The organism is Kitasatospora sp. NPDC088160 (assembly GCF_044741445.1).
Taxonomy (GTDB): Bacteria; Actinomycetota; Actinomycetes; order Streptomycetales; family Streptomycetaceae; genus Kitasatospora.
In genome coordinates, this window is sequence record NZ_JBIUSS010000013.1 from 181,166 (window position 1) to 196,601 (window position 15,436).

21 protein-coding genes and 2 pseudogenes are annotated in these 15,436 nt (G+C 73.0%); 10 read left to right on the top strand and 13 right to left on the bottom strand.

The window, feature by feature from the left end; genetic code table 11:
- The first annotated feature begins 7 nt into the window (after nt 1-7).
- Nucleotides 8-442 carry a hypothetical protein gene (locus ACIOGZ_RS21980; RefSeq protein ID WP_363630945.1) on the top strand — a complete coding sequence of 145 codons (435 nt, stop codon included), beginning with the start codon at nt 8-10 and terminating at the stop codon, nt 440-442.
- A gap of 65 nt (nt 443-507) precedes the next feature.
- Here ACIOGZ_RS21980 and ACIOGZ_RS21985 read toward each other — a convergent pair whose 3' ends face one another.
- The 3 genes from ACIOGZ_RS21985 to ACIOGZ_RS21995 form a co-directional block, all read right to left on the bottom strand.
- Nucleotides 508-1,947 (bottom strand): MAB_1171c family putative transporter, encoded by a 1,440-nt coding sequence (locus tag ACIOGZ_RS21985; RefSeq protein ID WP_363630946.1) that lies wholly within the window; start codon nt 1,945-1,947, stop codon nt 508-510.
- On the bottom strand, nt 1,944-2,513 hold the full coding sequence (locus tag ACIOGZ_RS21990; protein WP_363586797.1) for a ParH-like protein: 570 nt from the start codon (nt 2,511-2,513) through the stop codon (nt 1,944-1,946). The genes ACIOGZ_RS21985 and ACIOGZ_RS21990 overlap by 4 nt, the downstream gene beginning before the upstream one ends.
- A 168-nt stretch (nt 2,514-2,681) precedes the next feature.
- On the bottom strand, nt 2,682-3,128 hold the full coding sequence (locus ACIOGZ_RS21995; protein ID WP_363586798.1) for an XRE family transcriptional regulator: 447 nt from the start codon (nt 3,126-3,128) through the stop codon (nt 2,682-2,684).
- Between the two features lie 357 nt (nt 3,129-3,485).
- Between ACIOGZ_RS21995 and ACIOGZ_RS22000 the strand changes: the two genes are divergently transcribed.
- The 5 genes from ACIOGZ_RS22000 (at nt 3,486) to ACIOGZ_RS22020 (ending at nt 7,803) form a co-directional block, all read left to right on the top strand.
- Nucleotides 3,486-4,124, top strand: coding sequence for a PH domain-containing protein (locus ACIOGZ_RS22000; protein WP_363630948.1), 639 nt, complete (start codon nt 3,486-3,488; stop codon nt 4,122-4,124).
- 140 nt (nt 4,125-4,264) lie between these two features.
- Nucleotides 4,265-4,804, top strand: coding sequence for a hypothetical protein (locus tag ACIOGZ_RS22005; protein WP_363630950.1), 540 nt, complete (start codon nt 4,265-4,267; stop codon nt 4,802-4,804).
- 52 nt (nt 4,805-4,856) lie between these two features.
- Nucleotides 4,857-5,756: a S1 family peptidase gene (locus ACIOGZ_RS22010; RefSeq protein ID WP_400986846.1), complete on the top strand. Its 900-nt coding sequence runs from the start codon at nt 4,857-4,859 to the stop codon at nt 5,754-5,756.
- Between the two features lie 147 nt (nt 5,757-5,903).
- A complete protein-coding gene (locus ACIOGZ_RS22015) occupies nt 5,904-6,902 on the top strand; it encodes an aldo/keto reductase (protein WP_363630953.1) in 999 nt (332 codons plus the stop codon).
- Nucleotides 6,903-6,978: 76 nt separating this feature from the next.
- A complete protein-coding gene (locus tag ACIOGZ_RS22020) occupies nt 6,979-7,803 on the top strand; it encodes a DUF4253 domain-containing protein (RefSeq protein ID WP_400986848.1) in 825 nt (274 codons plus the stop codon).
- 63 nt (nt 7,804-7,866) lie between these two features.
- Here ACIOGZ_RS22020 and ACIOGZ_RS22025 read toward each other — a convergent pair whose 3' ends face one another.
- The 6 genes and pseudogenes from ACIOGZ_RS22025 to ACIOGZ_RS22050 form a co-directional block, all read right to left on the bottom strand.
- A complete protein-coding gene (locus ACIOGZ_RS22025) occupies nt 7,867-8,760 on the bottom strand; it encodes a helix-turn-helix transcriptional regulator (RefSeq protein ID WP_400810355.1) in 894 nt (297 codons plus the stop codon).
- A 27-nt stretch (nt 8,761-8,787) separates the two neighbouring features.
- Nucleotides 8,788-9,594, bottom strand: coding sequence for an SDR family oxidoreductase (locus tag ACIOGZ_RS22030; protein WP_363586804.1), 807 nt, complete (start codon nt 9,592-9,594; stop codon nt 8,788-8,790).
- Between the two features lie 359 nt (nt 9,595-9,953).
- The gene (locus ACIOGZ_RS22035) at nt 9,954-10,166 is read right to left on the bottom strand and encodes a DUF397 domain-containing protein (RefSeq protein ID WP_363586805.1); all 213 of its coding nucleotides are present in this window, start codon (nt 10,164-10,166) and stop codon (nt 9,954-9,956) included.
- A gap of 79 nt (nt 10,167-10,245) precedes the next feature.
- Nucleotides 10,246-10,665 carry a DUF397 domain-containing protein gene (locus ACIOGZ_RS22040; protein ID WP_400986849.1) on the bottom strand — a complete coding sequence of 140 codons (420 nt, stop codon included), beginning with the start codon at nt 10,663-10,665 and terminating at the stop codon, nt 10,246-10,248.
- 9 nt (nt 10,666-10,674) lie between these two features.
- Nucleotides 10,675-10,887, bottom strand: a complete 213-nt coding sequence (locus tag ACIOGZ_RS22045; RefSeq protein ID WP_400986851.1) for a DUF397 domain-containing protein — start codon at nt 10,885-10,887, stop codon at nt 10,675-10,677.
- Between the two features lie 82 nt (nt 10,888-10,969).
- Nucleotides 10,970-11,281, bottom strand: a pseudogene (locus ACIOGZ_RS22050) (Scr1 family TA system antitoxin-like transcriptional regulator); the annotation flags it as partial.
- Between ACIOGZ_RS22050 and ACIOGZ_RS22055 the strand changes: the two are divergent.
- Nucleotides 11,270-11,464, top strand: coding sequence for a DUF4253 domain-containing protein (locus tag ACIOGZ_RS22055; RefSeq protein ID WP_363631020.1), 195 nt, complete (start codon nt 11,270-11,272; stop codon nt 11,462-11,464). The pseudogene ACIOGZ_RS22050 and the gene ACIOGZ_RS22055 sit on opposite strands and share 12 nt — an antisense overlap.
- A gap of 69 nt (nt 11,465-11,533) precedes the next feature.
- On the opposite strand, the gene ACIOGZ_RS22060 is transcribed toward ACIOGZ_RS22055, so the two are convergent.
- Nucleotides 11,534-11,740, bottom strand: coding sequence for a DUF397 domain-containing protein (locus ACIOGZ_RS22060; protein ID WP_363586806.1), 207 nt, complete (start codon nt 11,738-11,740; stop codon nt 11,534-11,536).
- Nucleotides 11,725-12,567, bottom strand: a complete 843-nt coding sequence (locus tag ACIOGZ_RS22065; RefSeq protein ID WP_400986853.1) for a helix-turn-helix transcriptional regulator — start codon at nt 12,565-12,567, stop codon at nt 11,725-11,727. Before ACIOGZ_RS22065 ends, ACIOGZ_RS22060 begins: the two co-directional genes overlap by 16 nt.
- A gap of 116 nt (nt 12,568-12,683) precedes the next feature.
- On the opposite strand from ACIOGZ_RS22065, the gene ACIOGZ_RS22070 reads away from it, so the two are divergent.
- The 3 genes and pseudogenes from ACIOGZ_RS22070 to ACIOGZ_RS22080 all read left to right on the top strand — a co-directional run.
- On the top strand, nt 12,684-12,881 hold the full coding sequence (locus ACIOGZ_RS22070; RefSeq protein ID WP_400986854.1) for a hypothetical protein: 198 nt from the start codon (nt 12,684-12,686) through the stop codon (nt 12,879-12,881).
- Nucleotides 12,882-12,883: 2 nt separating this feature from the next.
- Nucleotides 12,884-13,132 (top strand): hypothetical protein, encoded by a 249-nt coding sequence (locus tag ACIOGZ_RS22075; RefSeq protein ID WP_400812061.1) that lies wholly within the window; start codon nt 12,884-12,886, stop codon nt 13,130-13,132.
- 75 nt (nt 13,133-13,207) lie between these two features.
- Nucleotides 13,208-13,426, top strand: a pseudogene (locus ACIOGZ_RS22080) (NUDIX domain-containing protein); the annotation flags it as partial.
- Between the two features lie 357 nt (nt 13,427-13,783).
- Here the strand turns inward: ACIOGZ_RS22080 and ACIOGZ_RS22085 are convergent.
- Together ACIOGZ_RS22085 and ACIOGZ_RS22090 are read right to left on the bottom strand one after the other, a co-directional pair.
- Nucleotides 13,784-14,737, bottom strand: coding sequence for a hypothetical protein (locus ACIOGZ_RS22085; protein WP_400986856.1), 954 nt, complete (start codon nt 14,735-14,737; stop codon nt 13,784-13,786).
- A gap of 149 nt (nt 14,738-14,886) precedes the next feature.
- Nucleotides 14,887-15,342 carry a MarR family transcriptional regulator gene (locus tag ACIOGZ_RS22090; RefSeq protein WP_363586814.1) on the bottom strand — a complete coding sequence of 152 codons (456 nt, stop codon included), beginning with the start codon at nt 15,340-15,342 and terminating at the stop codon, nt 14,887-14,889.
- Between the last annotated feature and the right edge of the window lie 94 nt (nt 15,343-15,436).

The following is a 15,436-nucleotide window of genomic DNA, read 5'->3' on the forward strand; positions in this document are numbered from 1 at the left end:
ATCAACCATGCCGACACCACCGCGACAGCCGACCACCACGACCATCACCACGACCACCGCCACCGGACCGGCGCTGGGCCTGTGGGCGCTGTACGACCTCCACCTGCGCCACTACCTCGACTACGCCGCCCTGCTGCTCCCCGCGGCCGACGCCCCGCTGGCCGTCCAGGGCGCCTTCGACGACCTCAGCGGCCACTGGCTCGACGCCCTCGCCACCGCCAGCCCGGCCGCCTACGCCTGGCAGGCGGTCCGCCGACGCGTCTGCGCCCTGGCCGGCCCGCGCCCGCTCGGCCCGGTCGCCCACCTCACCGCCCCCCAGCAGGACGTCCTGCTGCTGCACCTGGTCCTCGCCCTGCCCGCCGCCGAGGTCGCGGCCCTGACCGGCACCGAACCGGGCGCCGTCCACGTGCAGTTGCGCTCGCTGGCGGCCGTCCGCCGGTAGCGGCCGCCGCCCCGGCCCGCTCCCGTCGTTCCACCGGCCGGGCTGCCCCCGGCCGGTCCGGCGGCTCATCGCGCGGGGCTCGCGACCGGGTCGGGGTCGGGAGCGGCGGGGGAGGGGGCGGCGGCGCGGGCACGGGCCCGTACCTCGGCGACGGCCGGGCAGGTGGCGTAGACGCGGGTGAGGTGGGCCAGGTGGTCGGCCTCGGACTCCAGGTCCTGTCCCAGGGCGTGCGGCGGTTCGGCCGCCGGGGCGGTGCGCGGGGTGTCGGGGTTGGGCCGGGCGCCGGCGGCCGCGCGTTCCAGCGCGGCGGCCAGCGCGGCGGCCTCGGCGGTGGCGCCGGCCCGGGCGGCGGACGGGGGGAAGCGCGAGGCGGCGGCGGCGAGCCACCGCGGGGTCCGCGGGTCGAGGTGCTGGCGCAGGATCAGCCGGGCGTCGTGGATCTCGATGATCCGCCGGTACAGGGCGAACTGCGGGTCGCGCGGCGGCAGCAGCGGCAGGCGGCTGGCCGGCGCGAGCGCGATCTCCGGCAGCACGGTGTGCAGGTCCCGCCAGAGCGGGGCCAGCGCCCGGTAGCGGCGGTGGGCGCGCAGCCAGCCGCGGACGGCGGCGTGCGCGGCCGGCCACACCGTGGTGCCCAGGCCCGCCGCGAGCAGCGCCACGCACAGCAGGCCCAGGACGCCGCACAGGGCGTCCTCGGCGCCGGCCTGGGTGCCGGTGGCCGCCGCCTGGACGACGTCGTCGACGCCCCAGGCGTTCCACAGCAGGCCCGCGACCAGGCTCAGCGTGAGCAGCCGCAGCCCGCTGCGCTGGCGCCCGGGCACGGCGGCGCGGGCGAGCCGGGCGAGCTGGCGCAGCAGGGCGGTGAGGCAGTAGGCGAGGTAGAGCACGCCGGCGGCGGTGTACCCGGCCAGTGCCAGACGGGCGCCGGTGGAGGGCGCGGCGGTGAGGTCGGAGGCATCCAGGCCCGGCGCGGCGGCGACGAACAGGACCGCCCGCACCCCCAGGACGCCGGCCAGCAGGGCGAGCTGGCGCCGCACCGCGCGGCGGGGAAGGTCGGGCGTGTCTGACAATTCCCGCCGGGCGCACGACGCCGGGCATCCCGCCTGGACGCACCGGCGAAACGCCCAAGTACGGCCCAGTACGAGGACGCTTCGCCGGCACGCCCAGCCGGGCGCCCACCGCCGCGCGCTGATCCGCCGCGAATTGTCAGACACGCCCTCGGGATCGCGCAGGACGCCGGCCAGCAGCCGGATCGCGCAGGCCGCGCCGATGCGCAGTACGTCGCCGAGCAGGACGGGCACGGCGGGCGCGATCCCGAGCCGGTGCAGCCGGTCGGCGGCCTGGACGGTGGGCGGGGCGAGCAGCAGCAGGGCGGCGGCGAGCAGCGCGGTGGCGTAGCAACTGTAGCGGGCGATGGCGCGCGGGTTGGTCCGGCGGCCGCGGGCGAAGTGGCAGGCGCTCAGGGCGAAGAACAGCGCGACGCCGTAGAGGACGAGGCCGCTCACGGACGCCCCGCCGCCCGGCCGTCGGCCGCCCGGTCGCCGGCGGGGCCGGGCTCGCCGGTGAGCAGGGCGTCCAGGACGTCCAGCGAGTCCGGGTGCGGGGCGGGGCCGGGCGGGTGCGCGGCGTCGGCCTTGGCGGCCCGGCTGAGGATGAGGGAGGCCAGCAGCTCGGCCTCGCGTTCCTGGGGCTCGTCGTAGCCGGTGCGCCCGAGCACCCGCCGGACCAGGTCGGGGGACAGGTGCGGCAGGAGGTCCGCGGCCGGGCCGAGCGGCGCGGAGCCGGCGTGGTCCAGGAGCAGGTGGGCGATCTCGTGGACCAGGATGTGCCGGCGGTGCAGCGCGCTGGTGTCGGCGGTGTACAGGATGTAGTCCGCCTCCCGGGTGGACACCAGCAGCCCGCAGGGCGCGTTGGGCCGGGCGGCCACCGGCAGCAGGTCGATCGGCCGTCCCCGCCGGCGGGCGATTTGCTCCAGTAGCACGGTGGTGTCGAACGGGCTCGGCAGTTCCAGCTGTTCGGCCATCCGCCGGCAGCGGCGCAGCGCCGATCGGTAGCACCTGTCGTCCCGCACGCTGTGTTCCCCTTCTCGATCAGCGGCCCCGTTCCCCCCGATCTCCCGACCGCCGTGGCTCCGCCTCCGTGCCTGGCCCCCGTCTTCGTAGCCCCCCGCGCCCCGTCCGCCCCGGACCCAGTCAGCCCCGGACCCCGTCCGCCCCGCCCGCGGCCCGCGCCGCCGGCGTCAGGGCGCCGGGTTCCGGCGGGCCGCGTCCCGGCGGGCGATGACGTCGATCAGCTCGCTGACCGTGTCCAGGCCCTCGGAGGAGAGGCCGACCGCGCGCAGCGCCAGGCTGCGCACGCCCGCGTCGCGCAGCGCGCCGAGCAGCGCGAGCTCCTTGGCGATCTCCGCGCCCTGCCGCTCGTCGAAGAAGTACGCGGGCGGGACCTGGAAGAACTGGGCGAGCGCCTCCAGGTGGCGCTTGGTCGGGTTGTCCCGGCGCCCGGTGCGCAGCTGCCACAGGTAGGTGGTGGAGAACGACTCCCCGGTCGCCTCGCGGCAGGCCCGGGCCACCTCTTCGTTGGTGTACTGCTCGCGGTCGGGTCTGCGGACGGTGTGGAACAGCGCCTCGATCCTGGCCGCGAGCCCGGACAGTTCCACCGGTCCGTCCTCCCGGTTCGATTCCGCCATGGCCCGCCCTCCTCACCGGGGCCCCGCACGTCTCCTCCTGGCGGGCGGGCAGGGCCGGCCAGGTCACGATAACCCAACGGCATCAGCTGGCGTGGATCACAAGATACCGCCAATCAACGTCAGTTGACCCCTCCGCCGGCGGCTGACATCCTGGACCGCGGGCGGACCAGTCAAGCTGACTGACCATCAAGTCCGTTCGTGTTAAAGACATTTGACGTTTCCCCCGGATCGGCCGAACGATCTCGGCAGGCCGGTAGCGTGACCGACTCCCCTGGGACCGCCAGGCATCGACGCCCGAGACGGGATCGGCCGGACCGGTCGGCCCCACCGACGGCACGACGTGGGAAGGAGGCGCCCGTGAGCACGGCGCCGCGACACCAGACGGTGCGGCTGGGCTTCCTGTGGCGAGCCGCCGGCGCCCCCATCGGCTGCGTGCTCGCCCTGGCGATGGGCATCGTGCTCGCCGACACCGGGGACGCCGGCCGGATGGGCGCCGTCCCCGCGCTGCTGCTGTCGAGCGCGGCCGTCCTGGGCGTGGCCCTGCCCGTCCCGTACGGCTTCTGGCTGCGCGCCGACGACCACGGCCTCACCCTCGTACGGGCGTTCGTCCCGCGCCGCTACCGGTGGCGGGACATCCAGGGGCTCACGATGGACGCCGGGCAGGACGCCGACTCCGGCGCCCACCGGCTCGTCCTGCTGCTGCGCCTGACCCCGGCACCCCGCCGGACCGCCCGTGCCGCCCGCATCGCCCGCGCCGCACACCTGTACGGGCCGGTCCTCGGCATCCTGGGCACCACCCGCGACGGGCTGCCGCGCGGCACCGAACCCCGCCGCCTCGCCGAACTGTTCGACCTGCTCCGGCGCCACGGCGTCCCCTTCGACGACCGCCGCTACGCCGACCTCGTCCTCACCGCGCACGGCTACCCGGCGCTCGCCCACACCGCCCCCGGCGCGTCCCTCGCCGCTCGGCCCGCCGCCCGCCCCGACGCCGCCTGAACCGGGACCGGACCGGGCCCGCGCAGCCCGCCCCGGCCCTTTGAGCCGCCCACCGCTGAGCCGCCCACCGCCCCGCAGCCGTTGACCCCGACGGAAGCGCGCCCGCCCGGACGGCGCGCCAGGACGTCAGGAGTGCGGCGATGCTCAGGTTCCACGGCGCATGGCGGATCACCGTGGTCGGCAAGAACGCCAGCTTCGACCAGCGCGCGGTGGTGCGCGGCCCCTACGGCACCCGGACGCTGCCCGGCCGGGTCGGCGCCACCCTGGAAGTCGACGAGGACAGCTGGACGCTGACCCTGGAACACCACCTGTGGGGCCGCAGCTGGCAGCCGAACCTGCGCGTCACCCCCGGGCCCGTCACCGAACGCGACGGCGTCCGCAGCCGCCTGCTGACCAGCAACGACTGCCACTGGCCCGACAAGCCCCTGGACTACGTCAACTTCGTCGTCCGCCTCGACCAGAGCCTCGCCCCGGCCCCCGTCCTCGCCCCCGTCCGGGCCGTGCGCCCCGCCGACTCCCTGCGGCCCTCCGCGCCCCGGGCCATCCGCACTTCCTCCGGCGACGTCGGCGACTTCGGCGCGCCCGCCCCCGCGCCCGCTTCCCGGCCCGCGGCCACTCCCGCGCCCAGGCCGGCGCAGGCCCCGGGCACCAACGCCCGGCCCGCCGCGACCCCCTGGTAGCCCGCCACCGTGCCCGGGGGACAGCCCCCGGGCACGGTGGCCCGCTGCCCGGATGTCCCGGACGGGCGCCGCAGGGTTGGCTGGACGCATCCGAACCAACCGATCCGAAAGGCCGTCACCCGTGCTCCTGCACAAGACCGTCCGCCGCCGCGCCGCCCGCGCCACCGCCGTCGCCGCCCTCGCCGCCGCCCTGGGCACCACCGCCATGACCGGAAGCGCCCAAGCGATCGTCAACGGCCACGACTCCACCGAGCGCTACCCGTTCATGGCCACGATCCCGATGAGCGCCAAGCAGATAGCCGACGGCACCTGCGGCGCCACCCTGATCGACCCCCAGTGGGTCCTGACCGCCGCCCACTGCGTCACGAGCCCCCCGGAGAACGAACTGAAGCTCGACGGCATCGTGCGCATCGGCAGCGCGCACCGCAAGAGCGGCGGCACCGTCCGGGCCATCACCCGCACCGTGGTCCACCCCGGCTTCAGCTTCGGCGACGGCCAGACCCGCCCCAACTACGACGACCTCGCCCTGGTGCGCCTGGACCGCCCCGTCGCCCAGCGGCCCCTCCCCGTCGCCCAGCGCCCCGGCCCGCCCGGCACCCCGACCCGGCTGCTCGGCTTCGGCACCGTCGTCGACACCCCCAAGTTCGAGGAGATGGTCTTCCCCGACCGCCTCCAGGAGCTCGACACCCGCCGCGGCGCCGTGGCCGACTGCGCCCCCGGCTACGCCGGCCCCACCCGCCTGTGCACGACCAGCCCCACCCCGAAGGCCATGGCCTGCGTCGGCGACTCCGGCGGCCCGCAGCTCCAGCGCGGCCGCGGCGGCCGCTGGGAGCTCATCGGCACCACCTCCGGCCCCGGCGCCCCGGGCGTCCCCTGCACCGGAGGCCCGGGCCTGTACACCGACGTGCGCGCCTACGCCGACTGGATCCAGGCCACCATCGCCGCCGGCTGACCTGGCTGACCCGGCTGACCTGCCTTGGCCTGACTGACTGACTGACCGGCCGATCCGGCCGACCGCCTGACCCCGGCGGCCGGATACGCCGGCCGACCCGACGGTAAAGTCCCAGGTGAGCACCGTCGCGCCCGAGGAGACCCCGCCATGCCGACCGACCCCGCCACCGGAGCCGCCGCCGACCGCCCGCCGATCGCGCGGTACGGCCTGGGCACCGCGGCCGTCGGCCGGCCCGGCTACATCACCCTCGGGCGTGACGGCGACCTGCCCGCCGAACGCACCGTCGAGGCGCTGCGCGACCGCACCCACGCCCTGCTCGACGCCGCCTACGCCGCGGGCGTGCGCTACCTCGACACCGCCCGCTCCTACGGCCGCGCCGAGGAGTTCGTCGCCCAGTGGCTCGCCGAACACCCCGCGGCCGCGGCCGAGGTGACGGTCGGCAGCAAGTGGGGCTACACCTACACGGCCGGCTGGCAGACCACCGGGGTGGCCGCGCACGAGGTCAAGGAGCACTCCACGGCGGTGTTCGACCGCCAGCTCCACGAGACCCGCTCCCTGCTGGGCCCGCACCTGGACGTCTACCTGGTCCACTCCGTCACCCCCGACAGCCCCGCCCTGACCGACACCGCCCTGCACGCCCGCCTGGCCGACCTGGCCGGGCAGGGCGTACGGGTCGGCCTGTCCACCAGCGGCCCGGCCCAGGCGGACACCATCCGCGCCGCCCTGGCCGTCACCGTGGACGGCCGCCCGCTGTTCACCGCCGTCCAGGCCACCTGGAACCTCCTCGAACCCTCCGCCGCCCCCGCCCTGGCCGAAGCCCACGCCGCCGGCTGGCTGGTCGTCGTCAAGGAGGGCATGGCCAACGGCCGCCTCGCCGGGCGCAACGCCACCGGGGACGACACCGCCGCACTGCGCGCCCTCGCCGCCCGCACCGGCGCGCCCCTCGACGCCCTCGCCCTGGCCGCGGCCGCCGCCCAGCCCTGGGCCGACCTCGTCCTGTCCGGCGCGGCGACCGTCGACCAGCTCGCCTCCAACCTCACCGCCGCCACCCTGCACCCCACCCCCGACGACCTGGCCGCCCTCGCCACCCTGGCCGAACCCGCCCCGGAGTACTGGCGCACCCGCGCCGCCCTGCCCTGGTCCTGAACCGCCCCCGCCGCACCGCGGGCCCGAACCCCGCCGCCCGAACTCCCGTGTCAGTGACCGCCCCTACGGTGGCCGCATGACCTCGGACCTGTCCCGTCTCCTGCCCGCCACCCTCCCGCCCGGCCGCCTGGTCGGCGGCGAGGACGGGCCGGAGCCGCTGCTGTGGATCAGCGACGCCCCCGCCCCCGCCGGCCTGTGGCAGCAACTCCACCGCGGCCACCCGCAGTCCGGCCTGTGGCCGCTGCTGCTCGTCCCCCTCGGCGACGGCGCAGACTACCGCCCCTGGCTGTCCGGCGAACTCTTCCCGGCCTCCGCCTCCGACCCCACCCTCTACGACCCCGACGCCCTGCTGCGCCGCTGGTGGCAGCAGCTCGGCGGCACCGACGAGGACGCGCCCGAGAGCCCGCCCGAGAGCCCGCTCGACGCCGAGGAAGCCGCCGAACTCCACGCCGCCCTGGCCCCCTTCGGCCCCGCCTGGCCCGGCACCGCCCCCGCCGCCGCCGTCCCCGACGGAGCCCCCGGCATCGAGGCCCGCGGCCTGGCCGACGTGCTGCTGTCCGTACGGGACGCGCGCCTGGGCCTGGTCGAGGCGGGCAGCGGCGCCGAGGCGCTGGCCGCCTGCGGCTGGAGCGGCCCGCTCAACCACGAGGACGACACCGCCAAGATCGCCGCCGTACTCGCCGACTGGGAACGCCGCTTCGGCGCCCAGGTCGTCCAAGTCGGGTTCGACACCCTGGAGTTGAGCGTCGCCGTCCCGCCCGCCACGCTCGCCGAGGCCCTCCCGCTGGCCGCCGAGCACACCGCCTTCTGCCCCGACCTCGTCTTCCAGGGCACCGGCACCCTGACCGCCTACGCCGAACGCCTCGTCGCCGCCCACCAGTGGTCGTTCTGGTGGGACTGACCCGGCACCCGTTCCCGCCACCGAGTCCGGATCCACCGGACCAGTACGGCTGAAGGGGCTGGACTATCCGTTGTGCGCTTCGAGCTCGGTCGCCGGCGCCCGTTGGGTGGCCGCCCACGACGCCAGGAGCGCCAGATTGTCAGCGGTCGGTGTGCCCGCGGGTGCGGTGTAGACGTTGAGGTGCAGGCCGGGTTCGGCGGGCAGTCCCAGGGACTCGACGTCCAAGTCGAGCCGGCCCACGATCGGATGGCGCACACGCTTGCGGCCGGACCGGTGCAGCCGCACGTCCTGAGATGCCCACCGCTGCCGGAACAGCTCACTGGACGTCGACAGTTCGCCGACCAGGGCGATCAGCTCCTCGTCGTGCGGATCGCGGCCGGCTTCCATGCGCAGCTTCGCGGCCACGCCACCGGCAATGTGGTCGTAGTCGACAAAGAAATCCCTGGCCGCCTCGGGGTTCAGATAGACGAACCGCGCGGTGTTCGCGGGCCGTCGCGCGTCGGCCAGCACCGGTGAATACAGCGCGCGAGCGAGTTGGTTCGTGGCGAGCACGTCGTAACGGCCGTTACCGATCCAGGCCGGCGCACCGGAGATCGCGTCGAGCACCTGCTGCAGCGTCGAGCGCACCGTCACGGCAGGCCTGCGCCGGCGTGGGCCGCTGGGCGCCGTGGACTGGCGCGCGAGGTGGAACAGGTGGTCGCGCTCGGCCTCGTCGAGTTGCAGGGCGGAGGCCAGCGCGCCGAGTACGCCATCGGAGGCACCGGCGAGCCTGCCGCGCTCCATGCGCACGTAGTAGTCGACCGATACCCCCGCCAGTAGCGCCACCTCCTCGCGGCGCAGACCCTTGACCCGACGGTTGCCGCCGTAAGCGGGCAGGCCCGCCTGCGCGGGTGCGATGCGGGCGCGACGCGAGCTGAGGAACTCCCGGATCTCGGTGCGCAGATCCATCGCGGCCATCCCCTCACCGTAAGCCGGTCCCGCAGTCTAAGGGGTGCCCGATGCGGTCGTCGCGATGCCGCCGTCCACCGGGATGACGGTGCCCGTGAGGTAGGACCCGGCCCGGCTGGCGAGAAACACGGCGACACCCGCCATGTCGTCGTCGCGGCCGATCCGGCGCAGAGGGGCCGCGGCCGCGATCGTGTCGCCGACGGCATCGAGCGTGGACGCCGTCATCCGCGACGGGAACACTCCCGGTGCCACCGCGTTCACCGTGACGTGCTGCGGGCCCAGCTCCCTGGCAAGCACCCTGGTGAGTTGATGGAGTGCCGCTTTGCTGCTGGCGTACGAGTAGTTGGGCGACTGGGCGACGTGGATGGCGGCGATACTGCCGATGTTGATGATCCGCGCGGGATCATCGGCGGTGCCCGCCCTGCGAAGTGCGGGGAGCAGCGCCTGCACCAGCCAGAACGGCGACTTGAGGTTGAGGTCGATCACCGCGTCCCAGGCCTCGTCCGGGAACGTCGCCAGCGGCTCGCGCCACATCGCTCCCGCGTTGTTGACAAGGATGTCCAGACGTTCCGAGCCGACCTGGACAAGATCGGCGAGGCGCTGACACTCGTCGTGCCTGGACAGGTCGGCGGGGATTGCTCGAACGTCGCCGAATTCGGACAGCAGATGCTGTGCCTCCGCGCACGCGTCTGCCTTGCGCGAGCTGATGACGACGCGGGCGCCCGCCTGGAGAAGGCCGCGCGCTATCATCAGCCCGATTCCCCTGGTGCCGCCGGTGACAAGGGCGTACTTCCCACTCAGATCGAAAAGTTCCGCGTGAGTGGTGAATTGGTTGTCCGCCATTGGTCTCCGTCTGTTCTGTCGTGGAAGAATTCGCCGACACGGTCGCGCATTCGGGGCAGCTGAATTGAACCGATGGGGTTGAAGCTGCGGTGTGTGTCCATGGTGACAGGCGTTTTGAACGTCTGGGAGACCCTGGTGATACAGGTACTGTGAGAGCCCCCCTCGCCTGATGCGCTGACCCCGGCACCCGCTCCCACCGCCGAGTTCGGGGCCGTCGGGGGCGTCGAGCCACCGCAGGCCGTGCCCCGCCAGGCTCGCCCACCGTCTGGGCAGATGTGGCTCAGCGACGGCTCGTCATCCAGAGCGACACCGTCAGGCGCCGCCGCCCCGGCCCGGGTCGGCGACGCCATCGAGGGACTTCAGCTGGCGCCGAATTCGCCGGTGCGGACGGCGGTGACGAAGGTCTGCCAGGCGGCGGAGGGGAAGAGGAGGGCCGGGCCGTGGGGGTCCTTGGAGTCACGGACGGGCATGACGCTCGGGAAGCCGGGCGCGACCTCGACGCACTGACCCCCGTCGGAGCTGTGGGAGGACTTGACCCAGTGGGCAGAGGACAGATCGGGGCGGAAGCTCATGGTGCCAGTTCCTTCCGGATGCTCGGGGTCCTGGGTTGCGCGGCGCAGCCATCGCGGATGGCTGCGCCGCGCAGGTGGATCAGTTGGTGCTGAACTCCCCGGCTCGGATGGCGGTGATGAATGCCTGCCAAGCGGCTGGTGGGAAGTTGAGGCGGGGGCCGTCGGGGTCCTTGCTGTCCCGAACCCGACCAGGGTGCGCGTCATCCACTTCGACGCAGGCGCCACCATCGTTATTGCTATGGCTGCTCTTTCGCCAGCTCTCGTGATGGTTCGCTCGCACGGCCGTACTCCTTTGAGATGCGCCTGATCGTCGCCCTGGGCCCCGGGGCGACAGGGCCATGGCCCTGAGGAGAGCACGATCTGCGGCAAGCGGCAACACCCTCTGCATCCTCGATGAGTTCACCGCTCCGTGCTCCTTCTTCCCATGCAAGCGAAGGGCTGCCGGATCCAGAGCGACACCGTCAGGCGCCGCCGCCCCGGCCCGGGTCGGCGGCGCCATCGAGCAGCATCAGCTGGTGCCGAATTCTCCCGTGCGGACGGCGGTGACGAAGGCCTGCCAGGCGGCGGAGGGGAAGACGAGGGCCGGGCCGTGGGGGTCCTTTGAGTCACGGACGGGCATGACGCTCGGGAAGCCGGGCGCGACCTCGACGCACTGACCCCCGTCGGAGCTGTGGGAGGACTTGACCCAGTGGGCAGAGGACAGATCGGGGCGGAAGCTCATGGTGCCAGTTCCTTCCGGATGCTCTGATCACGGCCAGGGACTCGGCCCTGGGCGGCGCGTCTACCTGAAGACGATCGTATCTCCTGCGCCACGTCACGACAGTGGCCCGATCGCGTTCGAGGAAACCCCGGTGCAGTGTCTCGGTGTACCCGAACTGGGCGTTGTCCCCGACGGTCAGCAGCGTGACGGCCGAGCGGAACGACCGGTGGACCCCCATGGTGAAGGGGACGACCTGCACCAGGACGTTCGGCAGCCCTTCTGCCAGGTCTTCGAGCCGCTGGAGCTGTTCCGCCATGACAACGGGGCCGCCGAGTCGCCATCGAAGAGCACTCTCGTCGAGGGCGACGAAGACCAGGGGCGAGGGTGTGCGTTCCAGGAACTTCTGCCGGGCCATGTCGGATTCGACACCCTGGAGTTGAGCGTCGCCGTCCCGCCCGTCACGCTTGCCGAGGCCCTTCCGCTGGCCGCCGAGCACACCGCCCTCTGCCCCGACCTCGTCTTCCAGGGCGCCGGCACTCTGGCCGCCTACGCCGAACGCCTCGTCGCCTCCCACCAGTGGTCGTTCTGGTGGGACTGACCCGGCACCCGTTCCCGCTGCCGAGTTCGGGGCCGACGAACCCCGTCGGCCTGCAAACGTCAGGCGACGTCAGCTGGTGCCGAATTCGCCGGTGCGGACGGCGGTGACGAACGCCTGCCAGGCGGCGGAGGGGAAGAGGAGGACCGGGCCGTCGGGGTCCTTGGAATCGCGGACGGGCTGCACATCGGTGAAGCCGTTGGCGACCTCCACGCACGTGCCGCCGCTACCGCTGTATGAGCTCTTCCTCCAGCCGGTGTCAGTCAGGTCGACATCCATTCAAAGTCCCTCCGTACCGCGCGGATCATGGCCACCGAGTCGGCCTGGCTCATGGCTTCGACTACGAGCCGATCGTAGTCGTCGGCCAGCGCAGCAATCGTCTCAGTATCTCGATCGATGTAGCCTCGCTGCTCGATCTCGCCGTAAGAGAGCATTTTGCGTCCTGGCATGGTAGGGAGGTGCACCAGGCGCGTGAACGGCCTGTCCTCGCCTAGCGAGTACGGGGCCACCTGGATGATGATGTTGGGCTGCTTGGCGAGATGTTCGAGGTGGAGCAGCTGCTCGATCATGGTGTCGCGGCCGCCAATGGGCCGCCTGAGGCAGCTCTCGTCCATCACCGCGTGCAGAAGTGGTGGCGAAGTGCGGGCGTGGATGTTTTGTCGGGCGAGCAGGAATTCGATTCGCTCCTGGGCCTGTTCTGGTGTGACGGTTCCTCGTCGGAGATTGCCCTGCTCCCAAGCGGTTGCGTATGCCCGGGTCTGTAGCAGTCCTGGAATCACGTTGATTTCGAAGAGCTTGATCTTCTCTGCGCGGGCCTCGTAGTTCGCGTACTCGGGGAAGCCCGGCACCAAAGCTGTGTGGCGGAGCTGCCAGTACATCAGCAGCAGGGTCCCGCCCGTCTGCAGGATCTCATCGGCCTTGGTAGCAAACTTCTCGCTCGGCGGGCGCTGCGCAAGTTCGACGAACGAGACGTAGGACGGGTGGACACCGATCCTGCGCGCGAGCTGTTCCTGCTTGAGGCCCATCGCCATGCGTGACCTGCGGAGTTGGATCCCGAAGGCGGCCCACGGGGATGACTTCGGGTCAATTTCCTTGATGTTCACCATGGCTGCTCCAACTCTCAGTGCTACCGAGGTCAAGTCGTCTACCGCTTCCGATGCTAGGTGATGTCGGGCCACCATGTGTACGGAACGTGAAACGCTGATTGCGGAAGGTTATTTCCATGGCCGATACCCAAGTTCCCCGCCTCCATGGCTACGGCGTGCGCTGGGACACCGGGGCCCGCCTCTACCGGGTCCGCAACGAGGTCACCCGGGAGTGGCTGCGTCAACCGGACGGTGAGCTCGGCGGGTTCGGCTTCTTCTCCGAGGCCTGGAGTGCCTGGCGCGTCTTCGAGGTCCACAAGCGGCCGGGGGAGTGAGCGTGTCCTCGATGCTCTCCCGCGCGACCGCCGACCAGCGGCGCCAGGCGGCCGACGTCCTCGACGACCTGACGACCGTCCTCGCCCTGAGTGGCGTCACGTTGCCGTCCATCGAGGTGGATTGGGAGCACGGCCGCAGGACCGGCTGCTACCTGATCAGCCTGGGCTGCGCCCGCCCGTTCGAACTCCTGCGGGTCGTGGACCTGTTGCGCAAGGGCCTGCGCTACGAGCGCCTGACGCGTGACGGCTGAACTCCTGGTCCGCCTGCTGTGGTGGGCGGGCTTCTCCCTCGTACTCCTCGCCGCCCTCAGGAAGTGAACCGCCCGATGCAAGACCCCCGCCTGCTCGCCAAGCCGCCCGTGTGCCGGCTCGGCTGCCTCGTCCTCGTGCGCAACCCGCGCGGCGACGTCCTGCTCGTCGACCCGGACTACATGGACGGCCTCCTCCTCCCCGGCGGCGCCGCCCAGCCCAACGAGCCCCCCAACCTCGCCGCCGCCCGCCACCTCCACGCCGAGACCGACCTCAACCTGCGCCTCGCCGACGTCCTGGCCGTCGACTTCACCCCGGCCGACCGCCACCTGGAGCGCCTCAACCTGGTCTTCGACGGCGGCACCGTGCGCGACGACGTCCGCCTGGCCGTCCCGCCGCAGCGGCCTGTTCGGCGCCCGCTTCGTCCCCGTCCGCCGGCTCCCCGACGTCATGGCGCCCTCCCAGGCCGCCCGCGTCAGCGAGGCGTTGGCGGGCCGCGCGCTGCCCGTCCTCCTCCACGGACAGCGCGCGACCTGATCGGCACCGCCGGGTTGGGGTCGGCGCCCACATCGGCCCAGTCGGTGACGCGTTGGGCGCTTCGGCAGCGAGAAGGGGCGGGCGCCAGGCGCCCGCCCCTTCTCGTTCAGCTGCGGTCAGCTCCAGGGGTTGGCCGGCTGGTCGGTGATGGCGGTCCAGAAGCGGGTGCCGGCGGGCAGGGTGCCGTTGGCCCACAGGCCCCAGCCGTTGGCGTCGTGGAACTCGGCCATCCGGAAGCCGGTGCCGAAGTAGCCGGCGCAGAGCTGGTCGGCGGCGGCCCGGCTGGTGAGCTGGCTGCCGGAGGTGGGGATGGTGGCCTTCACCTCGCCGCCGGCCCAGCTGTGGTAGCCGCTGGTGGGCACGCCGGCGGGGGCGGGGCGGCCGTCCTGCTTGAGGCACAGCACGGGCAGCTGCGCGGTGGCGGGGGTGTCGCCGCTGTACGCGTTGCTGCTGTTGTCGTTGCCGACGTGCACGACGTTGTCGGCGCGCTGCTCAAGGGCGGCCCAGGTCATGCCGTTGTGGGTGGCGACGCCGCCGAACAGGGCCTCGTAGGTGTTGCGGGCGATGTCCCACTCCTGGTACCCGCCGTAGTTGCAGTCGAACATGTAGAGCCGCCAGCCGCCGCCGATCCGGTGCTCGGTGTTGTCCAGGCACTGGGAGGTGGAGATGTTCTGCAGCCGTATCCCGAGCAGGCCGTAGCGCGGCGTGCTGTCGGCCGCGGTCCACGGCGTGACCCGCCACATCTGCGAGGTGTCGTTGGCGTAGCACTGGACGCCGGAGGGGGTGCTGTCGGCGGTCAGGCAGGAGCGCTGGTCGGCGGCGTTGTTGACGGTGTAGACGCTCGGCAGGCCCGGGACGGGCTTGAACACCCACTGGCCCGGGTTGTCGGACGGCGCGCAGGGGTGCAGACCCTGTCCGCCCCATATCGCGCCGTTGGGACAGCGCTCGGACTTCTGGTTGAACAGGACCGTCGAGGGGGTGTCGGCCGAGGCCGAGCCGCCCGGGACCAGCACCAGGCCGGTCAGGGCGAGCGCGATGCCGAGGACGATACGCCGGACTAGCGAACGCACAGTGCTCTCCAAGGAGGGGAGACGACGAGGGGCGGCGGCCGGTCCGGAGGGCCCCCGGGCCACCCGGTCCGTCCGCCGCGGTCAGCTTGTCAGCGCGCGATCAATCGCCGGTATCCCAGTTTCCTGGGGGTCGTTCGACACCCGACTGGTCAGGGGCGCGGCCAGGGGCGCCCGTCGAGGTGCTCGATGTCGGTGTTGAAGCGGCGCAGGTAGGCGGCGAAGGTGGTGACGTCCTGGGCGGACCAGCCGGCCATCACCCGGTCCAGGGCCTCCACGTGGGCCTCGCGCTCCTCGTCGAGGCGGCGGTCGCCCTCGTCGGTGAGGCGGAACTTGCGGGCCATCCCGCCGTCGGGGTCGGCGATCCGCTCGACCAGGCCGGCCCGGGTCATGGCGGCGGTCTGCCGGTTGAGGGTGGAGGCGTCGAGGTTGAAGGCCTCGCTCAGCTCGCCGATGGACATCGGGCCCTGGATGCGGATGCGGCTGAGCAGGATGTACGCGCTGCGCTCCAGGGTGCTGCCGCGCGGGCGGGCGGCGGACTGGCTCAGGTAGTGGTGGCGGCCGAGCACCATGTACTCGAACTCGACCAGGTCCGTACGTTCGCCCATGCCGTCGTCCTTCGCCCTTCACCCTCATCGCCGCACCGCTGACCTGCGGGTTTCGCGGGCCTTGTCCAGTATGGCAAAGGGGTGTGACGGCGGG